Genomic DNA, 19,676 nt, shown 5'->3' with positions numbered 1-19,676 from the left:
CCAAAGTATGTCCGAAATAATCACCGATCTGGCGTGGTTCCCTTCAGCAATGCTTAGCCATGCCATTACGAAAAGTCATAGCTAAGCAAAGCGCACGTAACGAGTTAATTCATAAAAGGAATGCAAAATGAAAATACGACATTATCTGGCGGTGCTGGGGGCTCTGCTGCTGGCGGGCTGCAGCCAGCCAGCAGCAAAGGCGGAGAGCCGGGGTGGCGGCGGAACCATTGAGGCTATCGGCTCATAACGCCCGGTATTATGAACAACTGGTTGAGCAGCAGCATCAGGCCTGGTGGGAGCAGCATCAATACCGTTTCGCGTTCAGTGAAATGGTGCTGCTGGGCCCGGTCGGAACCGATACGGCACACTGGCTGCGTCTTTTAAAGCGGGAACATCGGGTTCCTGAGATTAAAAATGAGTCGAGCGGGAAAGCGCTGCGCATCGGCCGAACATTGGTTGCCCCGGTGGCTGAACGGGAGGCTATGTTGGCAAAAATGCTGGTGCTGCAATGGCAGACGCAGAACGCAGATTCCACTCTCCCGCACATACGGCGCTGTTACTGGCAGGGTTCCCTGGTTGCCTGGCGAGCATTTTGCGCGCAAATGCAGGTTTCGTTTACTGACGTATCGCTCCCCGAAAAGCCGGAGGTATGGCAAGGCGAAGAGACGCTGTCTGCGCTTGCCGCAACGGCTCAAACGCTCCCTGAAACAGAGGCCATTCTGGTCGCCGGGTGTCATTCGATAGCGGCCTCGTTTAATTCTGCGCAGCCTGCCGGTGAGTCTGCTGCATTGTGCCTGGTTGCTCATAAAGGCGTGGTCAGCCTCACCCGGGGGGAGGTCTACGATATCACCGGGAAAGAGGTTTTAACCGCAGTCAGCGAGCGGGCGGAGCAGCAAAGCGAACTCGAAAAGGCACCTGAGGCTTGCATGCTGTTCTCACAGCCAACGTTAGCCGGGTAAAACCCAGGAGGGGATTCAGTCGCTGATTAGCCTGCTGGCACCGGATACCACTGTGCAGGTCAGCCCTTACTGCCTTCGGCCAGTGGAAGTGAATCAGCCGCTGGGCTTTTACGGTAATGATGATTTTCTGCTGGACGGCAATACGCCACTGGGTGACGAAGCAATGGATGCCAACAGCCAGTTGCTGATTGCCCTGTCCACGGATAATGAGCAGGAAGCGCAGGGCTGGAAGCCGGATGGCCTGCTGTATCAGGATTTTCTGGTCATGCTGCGGGTGTATCTGGGCTGGCGATTCAAGGCAAAAATCACACTAACAACGCAGACCCGCTTGTTGGCCGTGCCACCACTTGGTGACGGTCCTTTTTGGCTGGGCATGAATGGTGTATTGGGTGTGGGCGACGATGAATTTCTGGACGATATCCCGCAAACCTTTACGACGGAACTGGGTTATTACACCGGGCTGGAGCCTGCGAAACCACAACAAGGAAACCGATGTGTTACGTACAAATTTAACTAAGACCACGTGCTGGCTACTGCCGCTGCTGGCATTCAGTCTGGCAGGCTGTGGAGTGACGCAGAGCGTCACTGATGGCACTAAATCGGCCTTCAATGCCGTTTTTTACAAGAAGATTAAGGTACTACACCTGGATTTCACCGCTCGTGAAGCCCTGAACACCGATGCACGTGAGAGCAACTCGCTCTCGGAGTCGGTTGTGGTGCGAATTTATCAGCTCAAAGATAATAAAACCTTCGACAAGAGCGTGTACCAGCAACTACTGAAAGACAGTGAAACGGCTCTCGGGGCCGATCTTTTGGCCACCCGCGATGTGGTGGTTAAACCGGGCGCAGATGTGCTGCTTGATATGCCGATGGAAGAGGGGGCGAAATACGTTGCCGTGGTGGGATTGTTCCGCCATCCCGATGTGGTGAAAAACACATGGAAGCTGATCATAGACCGTGAAGAACTCGATCCGGACAAGGCCCGGGTGATTGAGGCCGGGAATAACCATCTGACGCTGTTACCGATAAAGGATAAATAATGCCTCAGACCCACAACGCCCCCTCGCTGTATGAGATGCTCGCGGGTAATTTCTCCGGTGGCCTCGACCTTCACCAGGTCAGTGAAGAAAATCAGGTCATCCTGTCCGTACTGGACAACATGCAGCGCGTTCTTAACTGCCGAGCAGGAACGCTGGCGCATCTGCCAGACTACGGCCTTCCGGATATGACCAAAATCCTGCAAGGGATGCCCGGTACGGCGCATGAGCTGATGGGGACTCTGTCGGCAGTATTACTCAAATATGAACCACGCCTGAAAACAATAGCGGTTGTGCTGCTGGAACAGGACATCCCTGGTGAACTGCGTTATGCCATTGACGCTGAACTCAAAGGTATTGGCCTGGTACGCTATGGCACGGAGTTTAAACCCGAAGGGCGGGTACTGTTGAGACACCTCAAACAACAGCAGTATGTGCAGTAAACGTTGCTTTAACATCTTTTTCCGGGTTCTCCCCCCTCAACAGTTAATAACAGCAAAACGGCATGCCGGGCTGTTTCCCGTAAGCAAAATAACGCGATTTATTGTGTTGTCCTGTCAAATGGATATCTGGTCATGAATGACATTCACTCTCGTAAAATTAAAACCGGCGGCGATCCGCGTATGCTGGCGGATTATGCGGCTCTGCGTGATGAGCTTGCTAAACTCTCACACCCGGCGCGGCCAGATGTTGACTGGGGTCGCGTTGAGCAACTGAGCCTGGCATTGTTTCGTCAGAACGGCGTTGAACTGCAAACGGTGTGCTGGTACACGCTGGCGCGCACACGAATCAGCGGGCTGGCGGGGCTTAACGATGGACTCGCTATTCTGGAGGCGTTATTAACGCATCAATGGAGCGTACTCTGGCCACAACCGGTTCACGCCAGAATGGAGATCCTCGCCGGATTCAGCCAGCGCCTGCAATCCGTATTGCGGACCCTGAGCCTGAATTATATTGACCTGCCACAGATTTATAAGGCGGAACAGCATCTGAACGCTGTGCGTGAGCTTTTGCAGCGCCTGGAGTTGAAAAACGCCAGCCAGATAGGGGAACTGTGCTCATTTATGCACAATGCGATACTACGTCTCGAAAACGTGGAGCCGGGAAATAGCGTGCCAGTCGCCGTGACTTTATCCACTTCCGCCATTGACGCATCCGGTGAGGTCTCTGCTGTTCGGTCTGAACCCTTGATTTACATTGTCCGGGAAGAACCCGACGCGCCCCGCGTGATTGCGGAATCCCCTGAATCAGGGCGCTGTCGACCATGGAAGCCTTTTGCCGGAGGGATGCTGACCATGCTGGTTCTGGGCGCCTTAGGCGTAGGGAGCTGGCAGTGGCTGTCTCCGCCAACAATCAATTCACTCCCGGCTGTCGCTGACGAAACGTCCCTGAAGGCGCTGACGCAACTCTCTCCTCTGTGGCTGCAAAATTACGGTTTTGCGCTTGCGGCAACGGCTCAGCCTGCTGACGCTGAAAAACTGCAAGCACAGTGGCAGCGCTATATCGACGGTAATGCCTTACCCGTATCATCACTTTCAGGCTGGCATGAGGGCATGGATGGACTTCAGGCATTAACTCAGCGTCTGAACGCACTGGACGAGCGGAAGGGGAAATACCTGACCGGCTCTGAACTGAAGTCGATGGTCTTTGCCATCACGCAGAATTTTGGTCGTTCGATCCCTGTTGAAGAGCAACTGAACCAGTTAAATCAGATGCATCCCGGGGCACCATTGTCAGCTGCATTGATACAACAAACCGATATGCATCTGCATCAGCTAATGAATCGCTATATGCTGATAAAACAACATGCTCAATTTTAAGTCGATCACGCTGAGCAAAGTCAGCCAGTCTGAAAACTCACCAACATGATGAATAAAGGAAGCGCCCGCAAGGGCGCTTCCTTTATTCGAAGGATTAAACGTATAACTGCGTTACGGATGAGTGACAAAGCGAGACAGGCGCTGTCGCAGCAGACGATTTTCCTGACGTAGCTGTGCATTCTCTTCTAACAACGTCAACGCAACGGCTATCCCCGGCCAGTCAAGTTCCAGCTCCTGACGCAGGCGCAACGCGCGTTGCACGACGGTCAGCGCATGATCATCAAAGGTTTTATCCTCGCGGGGTTCGACAACCCCCAGCCCGACAATCTCACTTAGCTCCTCGGCAGAAACGCCGGTATGCAGGCAAAACTCGGTAATGGTAAAGGTGACGGTAACGTTAGCCATTATGCTTTCCCCCACTCTTTGCGCGGATCAAAGGATTTCTGTGCGTCCGCCAGCTGTTGCCACAAGGCGGCGCTGTTGTCGTCAGGCTTGGGCGGCATCACAATTTTGATCACCGCGTACAGGTCGCCGGTCTGTTTTTTACTCACCAGTCCTTTGCCCTTGATGCGTAATCGTTGCCCGGCCTGGCTACCCGGTGGGATCGTCAGCAGGATGCTCTCTTTGAGTGTGGGTACAGTCACTTTCGCACCCAATGCGGCTTCCCATGGGGCAAGCGGAACGACAACTTCCAGATCCTGATTAACAATGTCAAACAGCGGATGCGGCGCGATACGAATCACCAGCCACAAATCGCCGTTCGGGCCGCCGTTCTCACCGGGCGTGCCCTGGCCTTTCAGGCGAATGCGCTGCCCATTGCCGACACCGGCCGGGATCTTAACGTTGAGGGTTTTGGGGATTTCCCGCTCGATCATGCCAAACGCATTGTATACCGGCAGGTTGTAACTGATGGTGCGGCTATGCTCAGCCAGCGTTTCTTCGAGGAACACGGCCACTTCGATTTCGATATCGTGACCCCGACTGGCACGACGTTGCCGTGACTGATGTGCGTGCTGGCCAAAAATTGAAGAGAAGATATCGTCGAAATCTTCAGCGCTGTAGCTTTGACCTTCTCCTTGCTGGAACTGACGATTAAACTGCGGATCGTTGCGATGCTGCCACAGCTGGTCGTATTCGGCGCGTCGCTGTTCATCGCTCAGCACTTCCCAGGCTTCGGCAACTTCTTTAAAACGGGCTTCAGCGTCGGGTTCTTTGCTGACATCGGGATGGTATTTTCGCGCGAGACGACGGTAGGCGGTCTTGATTGTCTTGAGATCGTCTGTCGGCTTCACGCCCATAATGGCGTAATAATCCTTTAATTCCATAGCGTTCTCTCGTGTAAATCAACACATGAAGAAGGCAATCCCTCTCAAAAGGTATCACCGTTAAGTTTAGGGTAATCCTGATAGGCACGAATGCCAACCATGAAAAAGAGGGGCGCTGGTCATAAAAGGTTCACTGGCTAATGCGGTGAGCCTGCTTGTTTATTTACCTATCACACTCACCTTTTCCTGTTTCACCAGACTTTTCGTTGTTGAGCGAAGCATCTCATTTTATCTGGCAATAGAGTGGCTGAAATTAACAAGGGAGAGATACTGAATGATCGCCGTTATTTTTGAAGCAGATGTGCATCCTCAGGCTGGAGAGCGATATCTTCAGCTGGCCTCAGAGCTGAAGCCATTGTTGGCCGAGATCCCCGGGTTTATTGCTATCGAACGATTTCAGAGCATTAATACGCCCGGGAAAATGCTGTCACTTTCATGGTGGGAGGATGAAGATGCCGTGCTCAGGTGGAAATGCAACGTCAGGCATCAGGCCGCACAACAGGAGGGTAAGCAGTTGATTTTTTCATACTACAGAATACGTGTTGCCACTGTTTTGAAGGATTACGCCTCTGAATAAGGTTCTGTCAGTGTGTATGACAGTTAACCGTCAATAATGTCCGCCTGTAGAAACAGGAGCCAGAACAGGCTCTGGCTCCTGTTGATGGCGCGTCAGGAATATTAACGGCTTATCACGGTTTGGAAAAAAGAAAACGAACGGTGTCAACGTAGTTCTGGACAAAAGCGTTAACGTTATCTGATTTTAATCCTTTCGGGTTAACCATATATTTACCCTTGATAAAGATAGCCGGTACACCTTTCAGGTCCATCGCTTTAGCCAACTCCTGTTGCTTTGCCGTTAATGATTTTACGGCAAAGCTGTTCCACGCAGCATCATAGTCGCTTGCACTGACGCCCGCGCGGATAAATACATTGCGAATATCATCTGCTGTTTTAACCGTTTGTTTTTTCTGCACGGCATCAAACAGTAAAGGTTTTACTTTATTTTCCACGTTTAACAGCATAGCGACAGACCAGGCGTGCGTCATCTCCGGCCCCAACGGACCTAAGAAATCGACGTGATATTCAGTGAGGTTGACATCATTTGGTAATACTTTTTTCACATTATCAGTGACTTCCAGAACTTCATCGTATTGGTAGCATGACGGGCAATAAAATGAAAAAAACTTAAGCGCAGCGGGCGCTGACGCAACTGGTTTTTCAAGTGAAATATATTCCTTGCCATCGGTAAATGTTGCTGCCTGAACGCTCACAGTAAAAAATAAGCCAAGAAGAGGGAGTAAGATTTTTTTCATTTCCATATACTCTAAATAACATTTAACAAACAACTTTTTTTGATGATGAACATAACGTTCATTGCGGTAAGTTATAATACAATATTCATCCGAAAATGTGCTGACTCTTACTTTCATTTACGTAGGAATATCCACTGACAGATGTCTCATTCATTTTTATCGTCAGTGGTTAAATATCTGTTGGGACGTTTTTGGAATGGCAGATAGTAAACCAGGTGATATTTCCAGCTTTGTTTTATTAGCGCTATTATTTTGTAATGGTGAAATTGATTAACAGTATTAATCATCATTTCTGGGCAGAGTGCTGTGGGAGGAATAAGATTTGACCGACCTCTGCCGACATAACTTTACAGGGCAAAGGTTGCCAAAACCTCGCCAGTGACTAAGATAACTCGCGTCAATCAGTGAGGGTATAATGGCAAAACGTCAACGGATGGGATGGTGGTTCCTCTGCCTGGCATGTGTTGTGGTGATGGTATGCACCGCGCAGCGCATGGCGGGTCTGCACGCGTTGCAGATGAGCACCGCGACCACTGCTGTTGTCGTGAGCGCCCAGGTCGATACCGATGAAGCTTCGCCCGTTACCCCTTGTGAACTGAGCGCGAAGTCATTGCTGGCTTCGCCGCCGGTGCTGTTTGAAGGTGCCATTCTGGTGCTCTGCCTGCTTTTGTCGCTACTGGCGCCGGTGCGGGCTTTTCGTCTGCCGTTTTTCCCTCCGCGAGCTATCTCGCCACCCACACTCAGGGTTCATCTCCGATTTTGTGTCTTCCGTGAATGACAGAGCAGCCGTTGCTGACTGTTAGATAATTATTCACGGAGAAAAAATATGAAGACTGTTTCCAGGCAGGCGCTGCTCTGCCTGTTATTGCTATGGCTGCCCGTATCCTGGGCGGCTGATATCGGCTGGCTGCGTTCACCCGATAACGACCACGCCAGCGTGCGGTTACGTGCCGATACAACTGCAGACGGTGAAACCCGACTGCTGCTGGATGTAAAACTGGAGGATGGCTGGAAAACCTACTGGCGATCGCCGGGTGAGGGCGGTGTAGCACCGTCCATTGTCTGGAAAGATAAAATGCCTGCTGTTGATTGGTACTGGCCGACACCCGCGCGTTTTGAGGTCGCCAGTATCACCACCCAGGGATATCACGATAATGTCACCTTCCCGATGGTAGTACGCGGGACGCCACCGGCTACGCTGAGCGGCGTATTGACGCTTTCGACGTGTAGTAACGTCTGCCTGTTAACGGATTTTCCCTTTTCCGTGACCCCATCCGCCCAGGACCCGTCTTTTGCTCATGACTATGCGCAAGCGATGGGGCAGATACCGCTGGCCAGCGGCCTGACCGATTCGCTGAGTGCCGGGGCGCGAGCCGGAGAGCTGGTGGTTAAGGCGAGTCGTACGGGGGGCTGGTCTGAGCCAGGCCTGTACCTGGACACCGTTGATGATGCGGATTTTGGTATGCCGAAAATCCGCGTAGAGGGCGAAACGCTATGGGCAACGGTTCCGGTTCATGACAGCTGGGGGGAAGGGGCGCCGAATCTTCGTGGTAAGCAACTTACACTGGTTCTGGCTGATAACGGTGTTGCACAGGAAAGTCGTCTTGCCATTGGCGATGCACCAGTGGTGCAGAATGCAGAGATCCCGCTGTGGCAGGTGGTGCTGATGGCGTTGTCAGGCGGGTTGATCCTTAACTTAATGCCCTGCGTGCTTCCGGTGCTGGGCATGAAGCTGGGCTCGATTTTACTGGTTGAGGAGAAAAGCCGTCTTCAGGTTCGCCGCCAATTTCTGGCATCGGTGGCTGGCATCCTGGTTTCTTTTATGGCCCTCGCGCTGTTGATGACGGTGCTGCGCCTGACCAATCAGGCGCTTGGTTGGGGGATCCAGTTCCAGAGTCCGTGGTTTATCGGCTTTATGATGCTGGTGATGCTGACGTTCAGCGCCAGCCTGTTTGGGCTGTTTGAATTCCGCCTTCCTTCAGTAATGACCACCATACTGGCAACTCGCGGCGGAAACGGCTTGTCAGGGCATTTCTGGCAAGGCGCGTTTGCGACGTTGCTTGCCACACCGTGCAGTGCGCCGTTCCTGGGGACGGCAGTGGCGGTGGCGTTGACCGCCTCGTTGCCGACGCTATGGGGGCTGTTCCTCGCGCTCGGGCTGGGGATGAGTTTGCCATGGTTGCTGGTGGCACTGCGTCCGGGTCTGGCGCTGTGTCTGCCGCGTCCGGGGCGTTGGATGAATATCTTGCGGCGTCTTCTCGGCGTGATGATGCTTGGCTCGGCTATCTGGCTGGCAACATTGCTGCTCCCGCATCTGGGGGTCACAAGCCAAAGTACAGCCAAAGAGAGTGTGAACTGGCAACCGCTTAGCGAGCAGGCCATCGAAGATGCACTTGCACAGCATAAGCGCGTATTTGTAGATGTAACGGCTGATTGGTGTATTACCTGTAAAGTTAATAAATACAATGTCCTACAAAAAGAAGATGTCCAGGCGGCACTGCAGCAACCCGATGTGGTGGCCCTGCGGGGGGACTGGACACTGCCCTCTGAAGCGATCGCCGAATTCCTGAAAAAACGCGGCCAGGTTGCTGTGCCGTTTAACCAAATTTATGGCCCCGGTCTGCCGGAAGGTCAGGCGTTGCCGACGCTGTTAACCCGTGATGCGGTGTTAAACACGCTGGTAGATGCCAAAGGAGTCACGCCATGAAAATGATGATTGTTCTGCTGTTATCCCTGTTTTCTGCCGTCAGCGTGGCGCAAGAACCTGCGCCATTTACACCGGAGCAGGAAAAGCAAATTGAAGCGTTAGTTCAGGAAGCCCTGTTTAACGATCCTGACAGCCCACGCATTGGGGCGAAGCAGGCAAAACTGACGCTGATTAATTTTACCGATTACAACTGCCCGTACTGCAAGCAACTGGATCCGATGCTGGAAAAAATTGTGCAGAAATATCCGGATGTGGCGGTGGTGATTAAGCCGCTGCCGTTTAAAGGCGAAAGCTCGGTGCTGTCGGCGCGTACCGCGCTGATGACCTGGCGCGAGCATCCGCAGCAGTTCCAGGCGCTGCATGAGAAACTGATGCAGAAAAGAGGCTACCATACTGCCGCCAGCATCAAACAGGCGCAGGAAAAATCGGCGGCGACCCCGGTCACGCTGGATGATAAAAGTATGGAAACGCTGAGCACTAACCTGCAACTGGCGCGGCTGGTGGGGGTGCGGGGAACGCCGGCTACGATTATTGGCGATGAGCTGATCCCTGGTGCAGTACCGTGGGAAACACTGGAAGAGGTGGTCAAAGAAAAACTGGCGGCCTCAAATGGTCAGTAAACTGCGCCGTTGGCTGCGCGAAGGACTGATCTTACTGGTGTTACTCGCCGGGGTGATGTTGTTGATGGATGCCTGGCGAGCGCCCCGGCTTCCCGCAGCGTTTGACAGTACACCTTTGCAGACGCTGGATGGCGAAAACGTAACGCTGGCCGCGCTCAGCAAAGAGGAACCGGTGCTGATCTATTTCTGGGCGAGCTGGTGCGGCGTGTGTCGGTTCACGACACCGGAAGTCGCCAGACTGCACTCAGAAGGCGAGAACGTGATGACCATTGCGCTGCGCTCCGGTGATGAGGCGGAGGTGACGCGCTGGCTGGCGCGTAAAGGCGTAGACTTTCCTGTCATCAACGATGCCGGCGGGGCCATCTCCCGCAGTTGGGACATTAGCGTCACGCCGACGCTAGTGGTGATGTCGCAAGGTCGTGTGGTATCGACAACCAGCGGCTGGACCAGCTACTGGGGGATGAAGATACGGCTGTGGTGGGCGAAAACGTGGTGATCTTTGTGCCGGGGAAACCCGGCATTTTTTATACGATAAAATGGCAGTAAAAACATGTTGTTCTGATATTAAAGCCCAAAGCTATATCGTAATGATTATATAGTTTTCATCGCTTCTGTAGTTGCAAATCTACAAAGGTAATGGCATACCTGAAGGCGTTTTAAATATCTTATTTCTTACAGGGATTATAGAAGAATGCACAAGGGTAAAGTTATTGTTGCATCAATGATGGTGTTTTGTGTCCTTATTTTTATTGCCGCTATTGCCTGGTTTATGGTGTTCCAGGGGGAAGTCACCGAACCGACCAGTGAAGAGAAAAATGCCGCCATTCTGCATGCTGCTGGCTTGCTAAAATCAGATGCACAGGATGAAAAAACTATAAATAATTTATTTCAACGTTATATTTTAGCGCGAAAGGTCAATCTGGATTCCGGGGAGTGGGTAGCTGACGATGTCATGACGCAAGGATGTAAGAAGCTCGCTCCGGAGCATGATCCCGCCAGGATCCACCAGCGCTGCGTAATTGCAGATGTCTATCTGGTGAAAAATAAAAACAATAAAATTCAACAAATTATAATTCCTGTTTTCGGTAAGGGGGCGAAGTCTATGATGCACGCCTTCCTTGCTCTTGACCTTGACGGGCGTACAGTTAAAAACCTGTATTACTACCAGCAGCGGGAAACTCCTTTTTTGGGGGCCAGAGTGGAAGATGAGAACTGGCGTAAGCAATGGCCGGGTAAAAAAGTGGTTGATAATACCGGGAAGCCGGCGCTGAAAATAATTCAGGAAAAACCAGAGCATATCGATGAATATACCGTAGATGGTATTTCTGGTGCGACTCTGACATCGACGGGGGTAGAGAACAGTATTAACTACTGGACAGGCGAACAGGGTTATGGTCGTTTTCTACAACGTATTACTCGTGATCCTGATATAATGACGCCCTGACGTTTTTTGTTTTAAATAACGTTTTTCCTCATGCCCGCTGTCGGCTTCATTTGTGTCAGCGAGTATGGGGGAACGCTATTCTGCACGGTGTATAAATACTCCTGAATTAACGGCATCACTAATAAATCCTGCCAGCTTCAACTTCGTATTCATCACATTTTTATGAAATATATTTACATAACTTGTCACCCGTTGACATTTTTATGATCCAGGTCATGTACAACGCAGTCAAAAATAGATAATGATAATAATTATCATTTGTATTTTACGGGATGCGTACCGTGCGTAAGTTCTGCTCTTTCCTGCTGTTCACTTTGTGTGGCTTGCTTGTAAGCCTTCACGTATGGGCTGCAACAAACTATGCCCCGTTTATTGAGGATATTGAGCAACGTCTTGATAAAACGGCAGAACTTTACTCTCAACAGCAAACTGATGAAGCGCGTCGCACGGTGCAAATGGCCTACTTTGAGGTATTCGAAAACCTTGAAGGCCCGATTCGTATCAACATTTCCGCCAGCAAGAGTTATGAGATGGAAAGCGCTTTCGGTGAGATCCGTCGCATGATTGGCGAAAAAAAATCTCTCTCTGACGTGCAGGCTAAAATCGACTGGCTGAAGGCATCGCTGCGTGAAGTTGAACCTGTGCTGGATGGCGGGCATCGCCTGGTTGCCGAAGAGCAGCACAATGCGTTTTCCAGAACCGATATCGCCGTACACTGGCAAGAGAGTTTCCGCACTATCGACGATTTGCTGGCCCAGGCAGTAAATAACTATCAGGCCGGGAATCTCAGCGTTGCCAGCCAGCACGTTCAACAGGCGCACTATCAGGGTTTTAAAAACTCAGAGATGGAAATGTCGATCAGACAGAATCGATCGGCAAAAGACGCAGCAGCGATTAATCAGCAATTTTCTGCGCTGATTGCGCTCACCGCGCAGCCGGATCACCTCAATGATGTTTCTTATCAGGTCACAACGTTGCTACAGGATATTGAGGATCTTCTGCCCGGTCTGCCCACTACCCGTGACGAACAGCAGGTTGCAGCGTCGCAAAATACGGGTAACGCTCCTGCGGCAGAGGATGACAAAGCTCGCGCAGACTGGACTGCGGTGTCGATGGGGATCAATCAAAGTATTCAGGAAGCGATTGCCCGCTATCAAGGGGGCGATGCGAAGAATGCCATTCTGGATGTGCAGGACAGTTACTTTGACCGCTTTGAAGCCAGCGGAATGGAAAACAAAATTGGCTCCCGTGACTCAGCGTTTAAAACCACGCTGGAGGCTTACTTTACGCGTCTGGTTAGCCTGATGAAAGCGGGTCAGCCAGTGGAAAGGCTCAACGCAGAAGCCAGCGCACTGGAGCAGGATCTACAAAAAGCGGTGGCGATGTTGGGAGAAGGCGAAGAGACCCAGTGGAGCCTGCTGCTCTATAGCCTGATGATCATTGTTCGCGAAGGGCTGGAAGCACTGCTTATTGTGGCGGCTATCGTGGCCTATATGGTGAAAAACAATCACCAGGATAAGTTACCGCTTATTCGTCAGTCGGTGATTGTCGCGCTGATCGCCAGCGTCATTACCGCGGTGATATTCCAGCTTCTGTTCACTAATTCTGGCGCCAGTCGTGAATTGCTCGAAGGCATAACGATGCTGATTGCCGTCGTCATGCTGTTCTTCATGAGCTACTGGTTACTGTCTAAGGTCGAAGCACGCCACTGGAAAGCCTGGCTGGAAGGAAAGCTGTCCCACTCACTTTCCCGTGGTTCACTGGTTGGACTGTGGCTGACCAGCTTCCTGGCTGTTTATCGCGAAGGGGCGGAAACCGTGCTGTTTTACTACGCCCTGGTCGGGGATGCGAATGATGTTTCCGGGCATATGGCGATTGCTGCAGGTTTTGTTATCGGCTGTGTTGTTCTGCTGGCCGCCTGGCTGCTCATGCGCTACTCGGTAGTACGCCTGCCGTTGAAGCCGTTCTTTATGTTTACCGGCAGTTTTATGTACCTGATGGCCTTTGTGTTTGCGGGCAAAGGGGTTCTGGAACTGGTGGAAGGCAAACTGTTCCAGCCGACGTTGATTAACGGCTTCCCTGAAATCAGCTGGTTGGGAATTTATCCCTACATGGAAACGTTATTACCGCAGGCCGTATTGCTGCTTGCAGCGCTGGTGGCGCTGTGGGTGATGCGGCGGAAAAGCACAGTCCCTGGGGAAACGATAAAAAATAATCTATAGCTGTTATTTAAGACGAGAGGATATGTCTGATGACCATGAAGAAAACCCTGATTGCCAGTGCAGTGATGGCCAGTATTTTCACTGCTCCGGCTGCGTTTGCCTTTAAGGAGTATCCGGCAGGCGAGCCTGTCACCATGAATGAAATGGAACTGGCTGCTGTCTATCTGCAGCCGATCGATATGGAGCCGCGCGGCATGGGGTTACCGGCAGCAAAAGCCGATATTCACCTTGAGGCGGATATTCACGCAGTGGAAGGCAGTAAAAATGGTTTTGGCGCAGGCGAATGGATCCCTTATCTGACCATCAGTTACACCTTAATTAACAGTGATACAGGTGAAAAACAAGAAGGTACCTTCATGCCGATGGTCGCCAGCGATGGTCCTCACTACGGCGCGAACATCAAAATGATGGGTGTGGGTAACTACAAAGTGACCTATCACATCGAACCACCGTCAAAAGCAGGTATGCACCGTCACACAGACAGTGATACGGGCGTTGGTCGCTGGTGGAAGCCATTTGATGTGAGCTATGAATTTAAATACGTTGGCCTGAACTAAGCGCTTTTCCCATCAGGCTGCTTTATTTGCCATTTTGGACCGGGCAGTGCTCACATCCCTAAGTACGACATGTACCCACGGTTTGTTCTGCGCTGCTCATCTCCCAACTGACCGCAAGCCTGAACGTTTGATGGGCAGGCTCTACATTATCGATGTACCTGGATAGTTACATCATTCAATCCGCCGTACAGAGTCGATGTTATGAGTTATTTTTTTGTCACGACGCTACAGGTTTTTTTCTGCATTGCGCTGCTCTCCGGGGTTCTGTGGAGTCGCAACGATCCTCCTTCTTTACGCCCACTCGTCTGGACCTTATTCACAGGCTTGATCGTTGGCGTGCTGGTGGGACTCACACTCCGTGGCACGCAGCCGGTGCAATTGCTGCTGGTCGGCACCGAAGTGATGATCACGCTGTTGTTTGTGTTGAGCTTCTGGTGGGTATCAAACCGCATTCGCTACCTGTGGCAGGGTATCCTGGTGTTTGGCGCTGCTCGACACTGGGCGCTGGATCCTAACCTAGGCGGATTAACCAGTACCCATGTGCTAAATACCGACCTGCTGCTGAATCTGACGGCAGTGCTATTGGCTTTTGCGATCCTCTGCCTGGCGGGAGTGCTTTGCGCCATGCTGTTACGGCGTATTCGCGGGCTCTACTGGCCGTTAACACTGATCCTGATGGTCATGATTTGGCTGCCATTAAGCGGCAATCTGCTGCTGTTGTTAATGAAGCTGCAGGTGCTACCGCTGGCAAAATCGCTATTGAGCTTCGTGGCCAAAGTGACAAACAACGCGGCGTTATATAACTGGTTGGGAGCTGCTCTATTGCTTGTTCTGGCGCTGTGCTGGGTACCGGCGCTGCTGCGTGCTATCCGCCTGACGCGTGAAACCGATGAGCCGATTGCTCATCGACTGGCACTGGCGCATCGTCGAAATGCGTTCCGTCTCTGGCTGGTGACGCTGGGATGTGCGGTGGTTGTGATCGCCGGACAACTGTGGTGGGAAAAAGTCGCATCTCAGCCGCCGCAGTTATCAGAAGCCGTTCCGGTACAACTTGCCAGCGATGGCATGGTACATCTGCCGATAGAACAACTCCGTGATGGCAAGTTGCACCGCTTTGTCTGGGTGGCAGACGACGGTAAAGCTGTACGTTTTTTCGTGATTAACCGCTATCCCGACAAATTGCGTTTGGGCGTGGTTTTTGACGCCTGTCTGCTTTGTGGCGATCAGGGCTACGTGATGGAAGGGAATCAGGTTATCTGCGTGGCCTGCGGGGTACACATTTTCATTCCTTCGATTGGTAAACCTGGCGGTTGTAACCCGGTGCCGATTGAAAACTGGCGTAATGATGAGAAAGAGCTGGTGATCCCGGGTAAAGAGCTGGCAGCGGGCGTGAATTACTTCTCGACGGTCATGACCATTAATGTGACCGATCCGGTTGATGGTTCCCGGTTGACGAATACCTCGGCTGACTACAAATACAGCTATGGTGGCAAAACCTGGTTCTTCTCGTCTGAAGCAAACTATGACCGCTTTCGTAACACTCCGGAACAGTACGTACCTGCCGAACTGAGGGAGGAGTAACAATGCTGTGGCGAATGTTACGACAATCCTGGGGGCGCAATCTCCGGCGCAAGGGACTGGCTATTGTGACGGTATTTCTCGCATCCAGCCTGATCTCTGCACTGCTGGCGGTGTCGATTGATATTGGCGATAAAATGTCCAGAGAGCTGAAGTCTTACGGTGCCAATATTTTGATTGAACCCGCCGGGCAGGCGGCGTTGCCTGCGCTTTTCAGTGAAAACAGTAACCCACTATCGGGGCAGGATTTCCTTGATGAAGCGGAACTGCCAAACATTAAGGATATCTTCTGGCGTAACAACATTGTCGGCTTTGCCCCTATGCTCGGTGGTGAAGTCGACGTTGATGGCAAAGAGGTACGTATTCTTGGCACCTTCTTCAGCCAGCCGGTGGATATTCCAGATGAAGAAGGGTTTGAGACGGGGCAGAAAACAGTGAGCCCGTTCTGGCAGGTTACTGGCGACTGGCCGCAGGAGCCCGCAGGCGATGCCCCTCAAACTCTGGTGGGACATGCCCTGGCACGACAAACGGGCTGGAAGCCGGGCGATCAACTGGTAATACGTAACGGTAAAACAACATTGACCGTGACAGTCAGCGGAATCCTCTCCAGCGGTGGGGATGAAGATAACCAACTGGTTATGCCGTTGAGCACGGTGCAAACGCTTCTCGGTTTACCAGGCAAAGTGCAGGCCATTCGCGTCTCGGCGTTGACGGTGCCGGAAAACGAGCTTTCGCGCCGGGCGCGTGAAAATCTCGATGCATTGAATGCTGAAGAGTACGACCTTTGGTACTGCACGGCCTATGTCTCGTCTATTGCGCATCAACTGGAGGAGGCTATTTCCGGGGCAGAAGTCCGTCCTGTGTGGCAGGTTGCCGCATCTGAAGGTGTCGTTATCGATAAAATTCAGTTGCTGATGGGGGTTGTAACCGTCGCAGCACTGGCAGCTTCGGCAATGGGGATTGCGTCACTGATGACCAGCACCATTATGGAACGCGCTAAAGAGATCGGCCTGATGAAGGCGCTTGGAGCACATCAGTGGCAAATCATGCTGTTGTTCTATCTTGAAGCGGCTTCCAGTGGACTGGCCGGAGGGGCGTTGGGATGCGTAGCCGGATGGGGAATGGCGAAAGCGATTGGCTTGATGCTATTTGATGCGCCATTGAATTTTGCCTGGATTGTCGTGCCCTGTGTATTGGTGATTGCGGTACTTATTGCCCTGATTGGCACCTGGTTCCCGGCTCGGCGCATTGCTCGTCTGTATCCTGTGGAGGTGCTGTATGGCCGCTAAACGCACAATGCTCTGGCTATTAGTATGGCGGGCGCTGCGTCTGCGCTTTCAGCGGGTTAGCGTGGTATTTGCCGCATTGATGGTGGGGGCGACCATCGTGACCGCGCTATCTGCGGTGTGGTTCGACATCAATACCAAAATGAGTGAAGAATTGCGTACCTTTGGCGCGAATTTCTACATCGGGCCAGGCCACGGCTCCAGCATGACACAGCAAGAGTTGCAGACCATTCTGGATCAGGCACCACAAGGTCTGGTTCACGGAGCCAGCCCATGGCTATACGGTATGGCGCGCACTGAACTGGAGAAGGTGGTCATTGTCGGCGTGTGGTTTGAATCCTTGCAAAGGCTGGTGCCGTACTGGCAGGTACAGGGGAGTTGGATTGGTGTCAGCTTTGACGATCGCAATGCGATGATTGGCGTCAAACTGGCGGAACGTCTTAGTGTCCAGCCGGGCGATAGCATCACCCTGGTGGATCACAATCAACGTAAAAACCTACAGATTAAAGGCATTGTTGAAGCTGGTGATGCGACGGATAACATGCTGATTGTGAGTCTTGACGTGGCGCAGGCGTGGCTGCATCAGCCCGGTAAAATTAGCCATGGGCTGATGAGTGTCAGCAACGATGTCGGTCAGGTGGAAAACTATGCTAACCGCTTGCAGGCTCAATACCCGGATCTGGAGATCCGTCCAATACGGAAAGTCTCTGCTTCAGAAGGACAGGTACTGGATAAGATAAAAGGGTTAATGGGGCTGGTATCGGTGGTGATCCTTGCATTGTCCTCTTTGTGTGTGAACACCACGCTGATGGCCATTGTTGGTGAACGCGCCCGTGAGTTTGCTCTGCAAAAAGCGTTGGGTGCCAGCAACGGTGATATTGTCCGGCAAATTCTCCTGGAAACCTGCATTATCGCGCTGGCTGCGGTGGTTTGCGGGTGGATCTTAGGGTATCTGTTGGCCCAATTGCTGGGGCTGACCGTATTCAATGCTGCAATTTCGCTACGCTGGCCAGTGCTGCCTGTCACCCTGACGTTATCTTTACTGGTCGCCATTCTGGCGGCGATTGTTCCGGTCCGGCGCGCGGTCAGTGTCGAACCCGCAAAAGTGTTGAAAGGAGAGTAACGCCATGTCCGTTATGCAGACCCCACCAATGGCGATTGAAACCCGCCATTTATATAAACGGTTCGGCGATGTTACCGCCTTAGATGACATCAACCTGCAAATCGTGCAGGGCGAATTTGTCGCTATTATGGGCGCGTCTGGTTCAGGTAAAACGACATTGATGAATATTCTTACCTGCCTGGACACCGCGACAGAAGGTCAGGTGTTTTTAGGTGGGATTGATGCCGCAGCACTGGATGAAGAGGGGCGGCGCCGTTTTCGCGCTGAAAAAATAGGGCTGGTGTTCCAGCAGTTTCATCTGATCCCGTTTTTAACCGCGCTGGAGAATATCATGCTGGCACAGCACTACCACAGCGTGGTCGATGAAGCGGCGGCCAGAAAGGTTCTGGAACAGGTGGGGCTTGGGCATCGCGTGACGCACCTGCCGAGTCAGCTTTCCGGAGGGGAGCAGCAACGGGTGTGCATTGCCCGGGCGCTGGTCAATGAGCCGCCGGTGATTTTTGCCGATGAGCCCACGGGTAACCTCGATGAGGAGAATGAACAGCGGGTACTGGATCTGCTCACCGACCTGCATCGCCAGGGGCGCACGATTGTGATGGTGACACATAATCCGGCGCTTGGGTTGTTTGCCGATCGTATTATCCGTCTGCAACATGGCAAATATCAGGGCGAGGAGGCTAATCAACATGCGCTGGACTAACGTATTAATTCTCGCCGTTTTGGTTCTGATGAGCGGATGTAAAGAAGAGAAACTGGCGGTTGGGCAGCAAGCCCCGGCGCTGGCAACGTTCGACATGCAGGGAAGAGAATCCGGGCTTGAACACTGGCGTGGGAAGGCTGTTTATCTTAACTTTTGGTCGGCGGGGTGCGGCGGCTGTCTTGCCGAAATGGACGCGCTGGAAGCGCTGAGTAAAAAGTGGGGCGATAAGGTGGTGGTCGTGGCGGTGAATACCGATCCGGCGACGGTGATGATTGATGGCTTACTGGCGAAACATCAGGTTTCTTATCCGGTACTTCGCGATCAGCTTAAGATTTCCCAGGAGCGTTATCAGGTCATCGGTACGCCAACCTCTGTGTTGATTGATCGGGAAGGTCGCGTGCTGGAATTACACCAGGGGATGCGGAAACCGCCTGAGTTAGAGGCTACGTTTGCGCGTCTGGCAGCCCTATAAACGCGATACAGGGAGACGCGCTAAATGGCATTTAGGTGGAATGAAGAGAGTCTGACCGTGCTGCGTGAAAACGCAGGAGTTCTCACAACGGAGCAAATTGCGCAGATGCTTTGCACCAATATTACGGTTGTGCGTAATATGGCGTATCGACTGAAAATCGGTCTGCGGGTGTCGGCTTACAATCAAAAACGCATTGAACAGGTACAAGCTCTTTATGCGTCTTCTGAACCATTAAATCTGAAAGAGATTGCTGCAAAAACCGGGCTGACGTTCAGTACTGTGCAATATATTGTGTATGTGAAATTAAAAAGTAAACCGTATACCACACGGGAATATGTCTCCTTTGAAACCGAGGACGCAGTTCATTACCGGATACAAAAAGAGTTCATTGATACTGAGCGTTCCCTTTTACACAACATTCCAGATAACACGTGCTTGCATCAATTGTACCTTACCGACGGGACCTTATATTGTGTGCGTAATATCCGTCGCGAAGTGATTATTTCCGAATAA

21 protein-coding genes and 1 pseudogene are annotated in these 19,676 nt (G+C 52.1%); 19 read left to right on the top strand and 3 right to left on the bottom strand.

Annotated elements, in window-relative coordinates:
- Window positions 1-212: 212 nt before the first annotated feature.
- From OGX95_RS02305 to OGX95_RS02285, 5 genes and pseudogenes are all read left to right on the top strand, one after another.
- Complete coding sequence (locus OGX95_RS02305; protein ID WP_286628179.1) at window positions 213-959, top strand: KPHS_23130 family T6SS system protein; 747 nt, start codon at window positions 213-215, stop codon at window positions 957-959.
- Window positions 952-1,476 (top strand): annotated as a pseudogene (locus tag OGX95_RS02300) (type VI secretion system baseplate subunit TssG); the annotation flags it as partial. The gene OGX95_RS02305 and the pseudogene OGX95_RS02300, both read left to right, overlap by 8 nt.
- Window positions 1,454-1,999, top strand: a complete 546-nt coding sequence (tssJ, locus tag OGX95_RS02295; protein WP_286628178.1) for a type VI secretion system lipoprotein TssJ — start codon at window positions 1,454-1,456, stop codon at window positions 1,997-1,999. The pseudogene OGX95_RS02300 and the gene tssJ, both read left to right, overlap by 23 nt.
- Window positions 1,999-2,439, top strand: a complete 441-nt coding sequence (gene tssE, locus OGX95_RS02290) for a type VI secretion system baseplate subunit TssE (protein ID WP_286628177.1) — start codon at window positions 1,999-2,001, stop codon at window positions 2,437-2,439. Before tssJ ends, tssE begins: the two co-directional genes overlap by 1 nt.
- 132 nt (window positions 2,440-2,571) lie before the next feature.
- The gene (locus OGX95_RS02285; RefSeq protein ID WP_286628176.1) at window positions 2,572-3,816 is read left to right on the top strand and encodes a VasL domain-containing protein; all 1,245 of its coding nucleotides are present in this window, start codon (window positions 2,572-2,574) and stop codon (window positions 3,814-3,816) included.
- Between the two features lie 111 nt (window positions 3,817-3,927).
- Here the strand turns inward: OGX95_RS02285 and cbpM are convergent, their stop codons facing one another.
- Window positions 3,928-4,221: a chaperone modulator CbpM gene (cbpM, locus tag OGX95_RS02280; protein WP_286628175.1), complete on the bottom strand. Its 294-nt coding sequence runs from the start codon at window positions 4,219-4,221 to the stop codon at window positions 3,928-3,930.
- Window positions 4,221-5,141, bottom strand: coding sequence for a curved DNA-binding protein (gene cbpA / locus OGX95_RS02275; protein ID WP_286628174.1), 921 nt, complete (start codon window positions 5,139-5,141; stop codon window positions 4,221-4,223). Before cbpA ends, cbpM begins: the two co-directional genes overlap by 1 nt.
- 274 nt (window positions 5,142-5,415) lie before the next feature.
- Between cbpA and OGX95_RS02270 the strand changes: the two genes are divergently transcribed.
- Window positions 5,416-5,718 carry an antibiotic biosynthesis monooxygenase family protein gene (locus OGX95_RS02270; protein ID WP_286628173.1) on the top strand — a complete coding sequence of 101 codons (303 nt, stop codon included), beginning with the start codon at window positions 5,416-5,418 and terminating at the stop codon, window positions 5,716-5,718.
- Between the two features lie 112 nt (window positions 5,719-5,830).
- Here the strand turns inward: OGX95_RS02270 and dsbA are convergent, their stop codons facing one another.
- Entirely contained in the window at window positions 5,831-6,454 is a 624-nt protein-coding gene (gene dsbA, locus OGX95_RS02265) for a thiol:disulfide interchange protein DsbA (RefSeq protein WP_286628172.1), read from the bottom strand.
- Window positions 6,455-6,869: 415 nt separating this feature from the next.
- Between dsbA and OGX95_RS02260 the strand changes: the two genes are divergently transcribed.
- From OGX95_RS02260 to OGX95_RS02200, 13 genes are all read left to right on the top strand, one after another.
- Window positions 6,870-7,232 (top strand): copper resistance protein, encoded by a 363-nt coding sequence (locus tag OGX95_RS02260; protein ID WP_286628171.1) that lies wholly within the window; start codon window positions 6,870-6,872, stop codon window positions 7,230-7,232.
- Window positions 7,233-7,280: 48 nt separating this feature from the next.
- On the top strand, window positions 7,281-9,161 hold the full coding sequence (locus tag OGX95_RS02255; RefSeq protein ID WP_286628170.1) for a protein-disulfide reductase DsbD family protein: 1,881 nt from the start codon (window positions 7,281-7,283) through the stop codon (window positions 9,159-9,161).
- Complete coding sequence (locus tag OGX95_RS02250; protein ID WP_286628169.1) at window positions 9,158-9,781, top strand: DsbA family protein; 624 nt, start codon at window positions 9,158-9,160, stop codon at window positions 9,779-9,781. The genes OGX95_RS02255 and OGX95_RS02250 overlap by 4 nt, the downstream gene beginning before the upstream one ends.
- Window positions 9,771-10,277: a protein disulfide oxidoreductase gene (locus tag OGX95_RS02245; RefSeq protein WP_286628168.1), complete on the top strand. Its 507-nt coding sequence runs from the start codon at window positions 9,771-9,773 to the stop codon at window positions 10,275-10,277. Before OGX95_RS02250 ends, OGX95_RS02245 begins: the two co-directional genes overlap by 11 nt.
- Before the next feature lie 195 nt (window positions 10,278-10,472).
- Window positions 10,473-11,225: an NADH:ubiquinone reductase (Na(+)-transporting) subunit C gene (gene nqrC, locus OGX95_RS02240; protein WP_286628167.1), complete on the top strand. Its 753-nt coding sequence runs from the start codon at window positions 10,473-10,475 to the stop codon at window positions 11,223-11,225.
- A 272-nt stretch (window positions 11,226-11,497) separates the two neighbouring features.
- Window positions 11,498-13,447, top strand: a complete 1,950-nt coding sequence (locus tag OGX95_RS02235) for an FTR1 family iron permease (RefSeq protein WP_370637075.1) — start codon at window positions 11,498-11,500, stop codon at window positions 13,445-13,447.
- Window positions 13,448-13,476: 29 nt separating this feature from the next.
- Entirely contained in the window at window positions 13,477-14,004 is a 528-nt protein-coding gene (locus tag OGX95_RS02230) for an iron transporter (protein ID WP_045441492.1), read from the top strand.
- 201 nt (window positions 14,005-14,205) lie between these two features.
- A complete protein-coding gene (locus tag OGX95_RS02225; RefSeq protein WP_286628166.1) occupies window positions 14,206-15,585 on the top strand; it encodes a Fe-S-containing protein in 1,380 nt (459 codons plus the stop codon).
- Between the two features lie 2 nt (window positions 15,586-15,587).
- Window positions 15,588-16,871: an ABC transporter permease gene (locus OGX95_RS02220; RefSeq protein ID WP_200011931.1), complete on the top strand. Its 1,284-nt coding sequence runs from the start codon at window positions 15,588-15,590 to the stop codon at window positions 16,869-16,871.
- The gene (locus OGX95_RS02215; RefSeq protein WP_045441495.1) at window positions 16,861-17,991 is read left to right on the top strand and encodes an ABC transporter permease; all 1,131 of its coding nucleotides are present in this window, start codon (window positions 16,861-16,863) and stop codon (window positions 17,989-17,991) included. Before OGX95_RS02220 ends, OGX95_RS02215 begins: the two co-directional genes overlap by 11 nt.
- A 4-nt stretch (window positions 17,992-17,995) precedes the next feature.
- Window positions 17,996-18,691, top strand: a complete 696-nt coding sequence (locus tag OGX95_RS02210; protein ID WP_286628165.1) for an ABC transporter ATP-binding protein — start codon at window positions 17,996-17,998, stop codon at window positions 18,689-18,691.
- Window positions 18,678-19,163, top strand: a complete 486-nt coding sequence (locus OGX95_RS02205) for a TlpA family protein disulfide reductase (RefSeq protein WP_048221684.1) — start codon at window positions 18,678-18,680, stop codon at window positions 19,161-19,163. The genes OGX95_RS02210 and OGX95_RS02205 overlap by 14 nt, the downstream gene beginning before the upstream one ends.
- A gap of 57 nt (window positions 19,164-19,220) precedes the next feature.
- A complete protein-coding gene (locus tag OGX95_RS02200) occupies window positions 19,221-19,676 on the top strand; it encodes a hypothetical protein (RefSeq protein WP_286628164.1) in 456 nt (151 codons plus the stop codon).

The organism is Citrobacter sp. Cu233 (assembly GCF_030332225.1).
Taxonomy (GTDB): Bacteria; Pseudomonadota; Gammaproteobacteria; order Enterobacterales; family Enterobacteriaceae; genus Citrobacter.
This window is presented reverse-complemented; position numbering and strand designations above follow the sequence as displayed.

Excerpts from the sequence above, each read along its gene's own strand:
- cbpM (WP_286628175.1), bottom strand. The coding sequence starts at position 4,221 with ATGGCTAACGTTACCGTCACCTTTACCATTACCGAGTTTTGCCTGCAT.
- OGX95_RS02270 (WP_286628173.1), top strand. The coding sequence starts at position 5,416 with ATGATCGCCGTTATTTTTGAAGCAGATGTGCATCCTCAGGCTGGAGAG.
- cbpA (WP_286628174.1), bottom strand. The coding sequence starts at position 5,141 with ATGGAATTAAAGGATTATTACGCCATTATGGGCGTGAAGCCGACAGAC.
- nqrC (WP_286628167.1), top strand. The coding sequence starts at position 10,473 with ATGCACAAGGGTAAAGTTATTGTTGCATCAATGATGGTGTTTTGTGTC.
- OGX95_RS02235 (WP_370637075.1), top strand. The coding sequence starts at position 11,498 with ATGCGTACCGTGCGTAAGTTCTGCTCTTTCCTGCTGTTCACTTTGTGT.
- OGX95_RS02225 (WP_286628166.1), top strand. The coding sequence starts at position 14,206 with ATGAGTTATTTTTTTGTCACGACGCTACAGGTTTTTTTCTGCATTGCG.
- OGX95_RS02215 (WP_045441495.1), top strand. The coding sequence starts at position 16,861 with ATGGCCGCTAAACGCACAATGCTCTGGCTATTAGTATGGCGGGCGCTG.
- OGX95_RS02250 (WP_286628169.1), top strand. The coding sequence starts at position 9,158 with ATGAAAATGATGATTGTTCTGCTGTTATCCCTGTTTTCTGCCGTCAGC.
- OGX95_RS02285 (WP_286628176.1), top strand. The coding sequence starts at position 2,572 with ATGAATGACATTCACTCTCGTAAAATTAAAACCGGCGGCGATCCGCGT.
- OGX95_RS02205 (WP_048221684.1), top strand. The coding sequence starts at position 18,678 with ATGCGCTGGACTAACGTATTAATTCTCGCCGTTTTGGTTCTGATGAGC.
- OGX95_RS02210 (WP_286628165.1), top strand. The coding sequence starts at position 17,996 with ATGTCCGTTATGCAGACCCCACCAATGGCGATTGAAACCCGCCATTTA.
- OGX95_RS02260 (WP_286628171.1), top strand. The coding sequence starts at position 6,870 with ATGGCAAAACGTCAACGGATGGGATGGTGGTTCCTCTGCCTGGCATGT.
- dsbA (WP_286628172.1), bottom strand. The coding sequence starts at position 6,454 with ATGAAAAAAATCTTACTCCCTCTTCTTGGCTTATTTTTTACTGTGAGC.
- tssE (WP_286628177.1), top strand. The coding sequence starts at position 1,999 with ATGCCTCAGACCCACAACGCCCCCTCGCTGTATGAGATGCTCGCGGGT.
- OGX95_RS02230 (WP_045441492.1), top strand. The coding sequence starts at position 13,477 with ATGACCATGAAGAAAACCCTGATTGCCAGTGCAGTGATGGCCAGTATT.
- OGX95_RS02255 (WP_286628170.1), top strand. The coding sequence starts at position 7,281 with ATGAAGACTGTTTCCAGGCAGGCGCTGCTCTGCCTGTTATTGCTATGG.
- OGX95_RS02245 (WP_286628168.1), top strand. The coding sequence starts at position 9,771 with ATGGTCAGTAAACTGCGCCGTTGGCTGCGCGAAGGACTGATCTTACTG.
- OGX95_RS02220 (WP_200011931.1), top strand. The coding sequence starts at position 15,588 with ATGCTGTGGCGAATGTTACGACAATCCTGGGGGCGCAATCTCCGGCGC.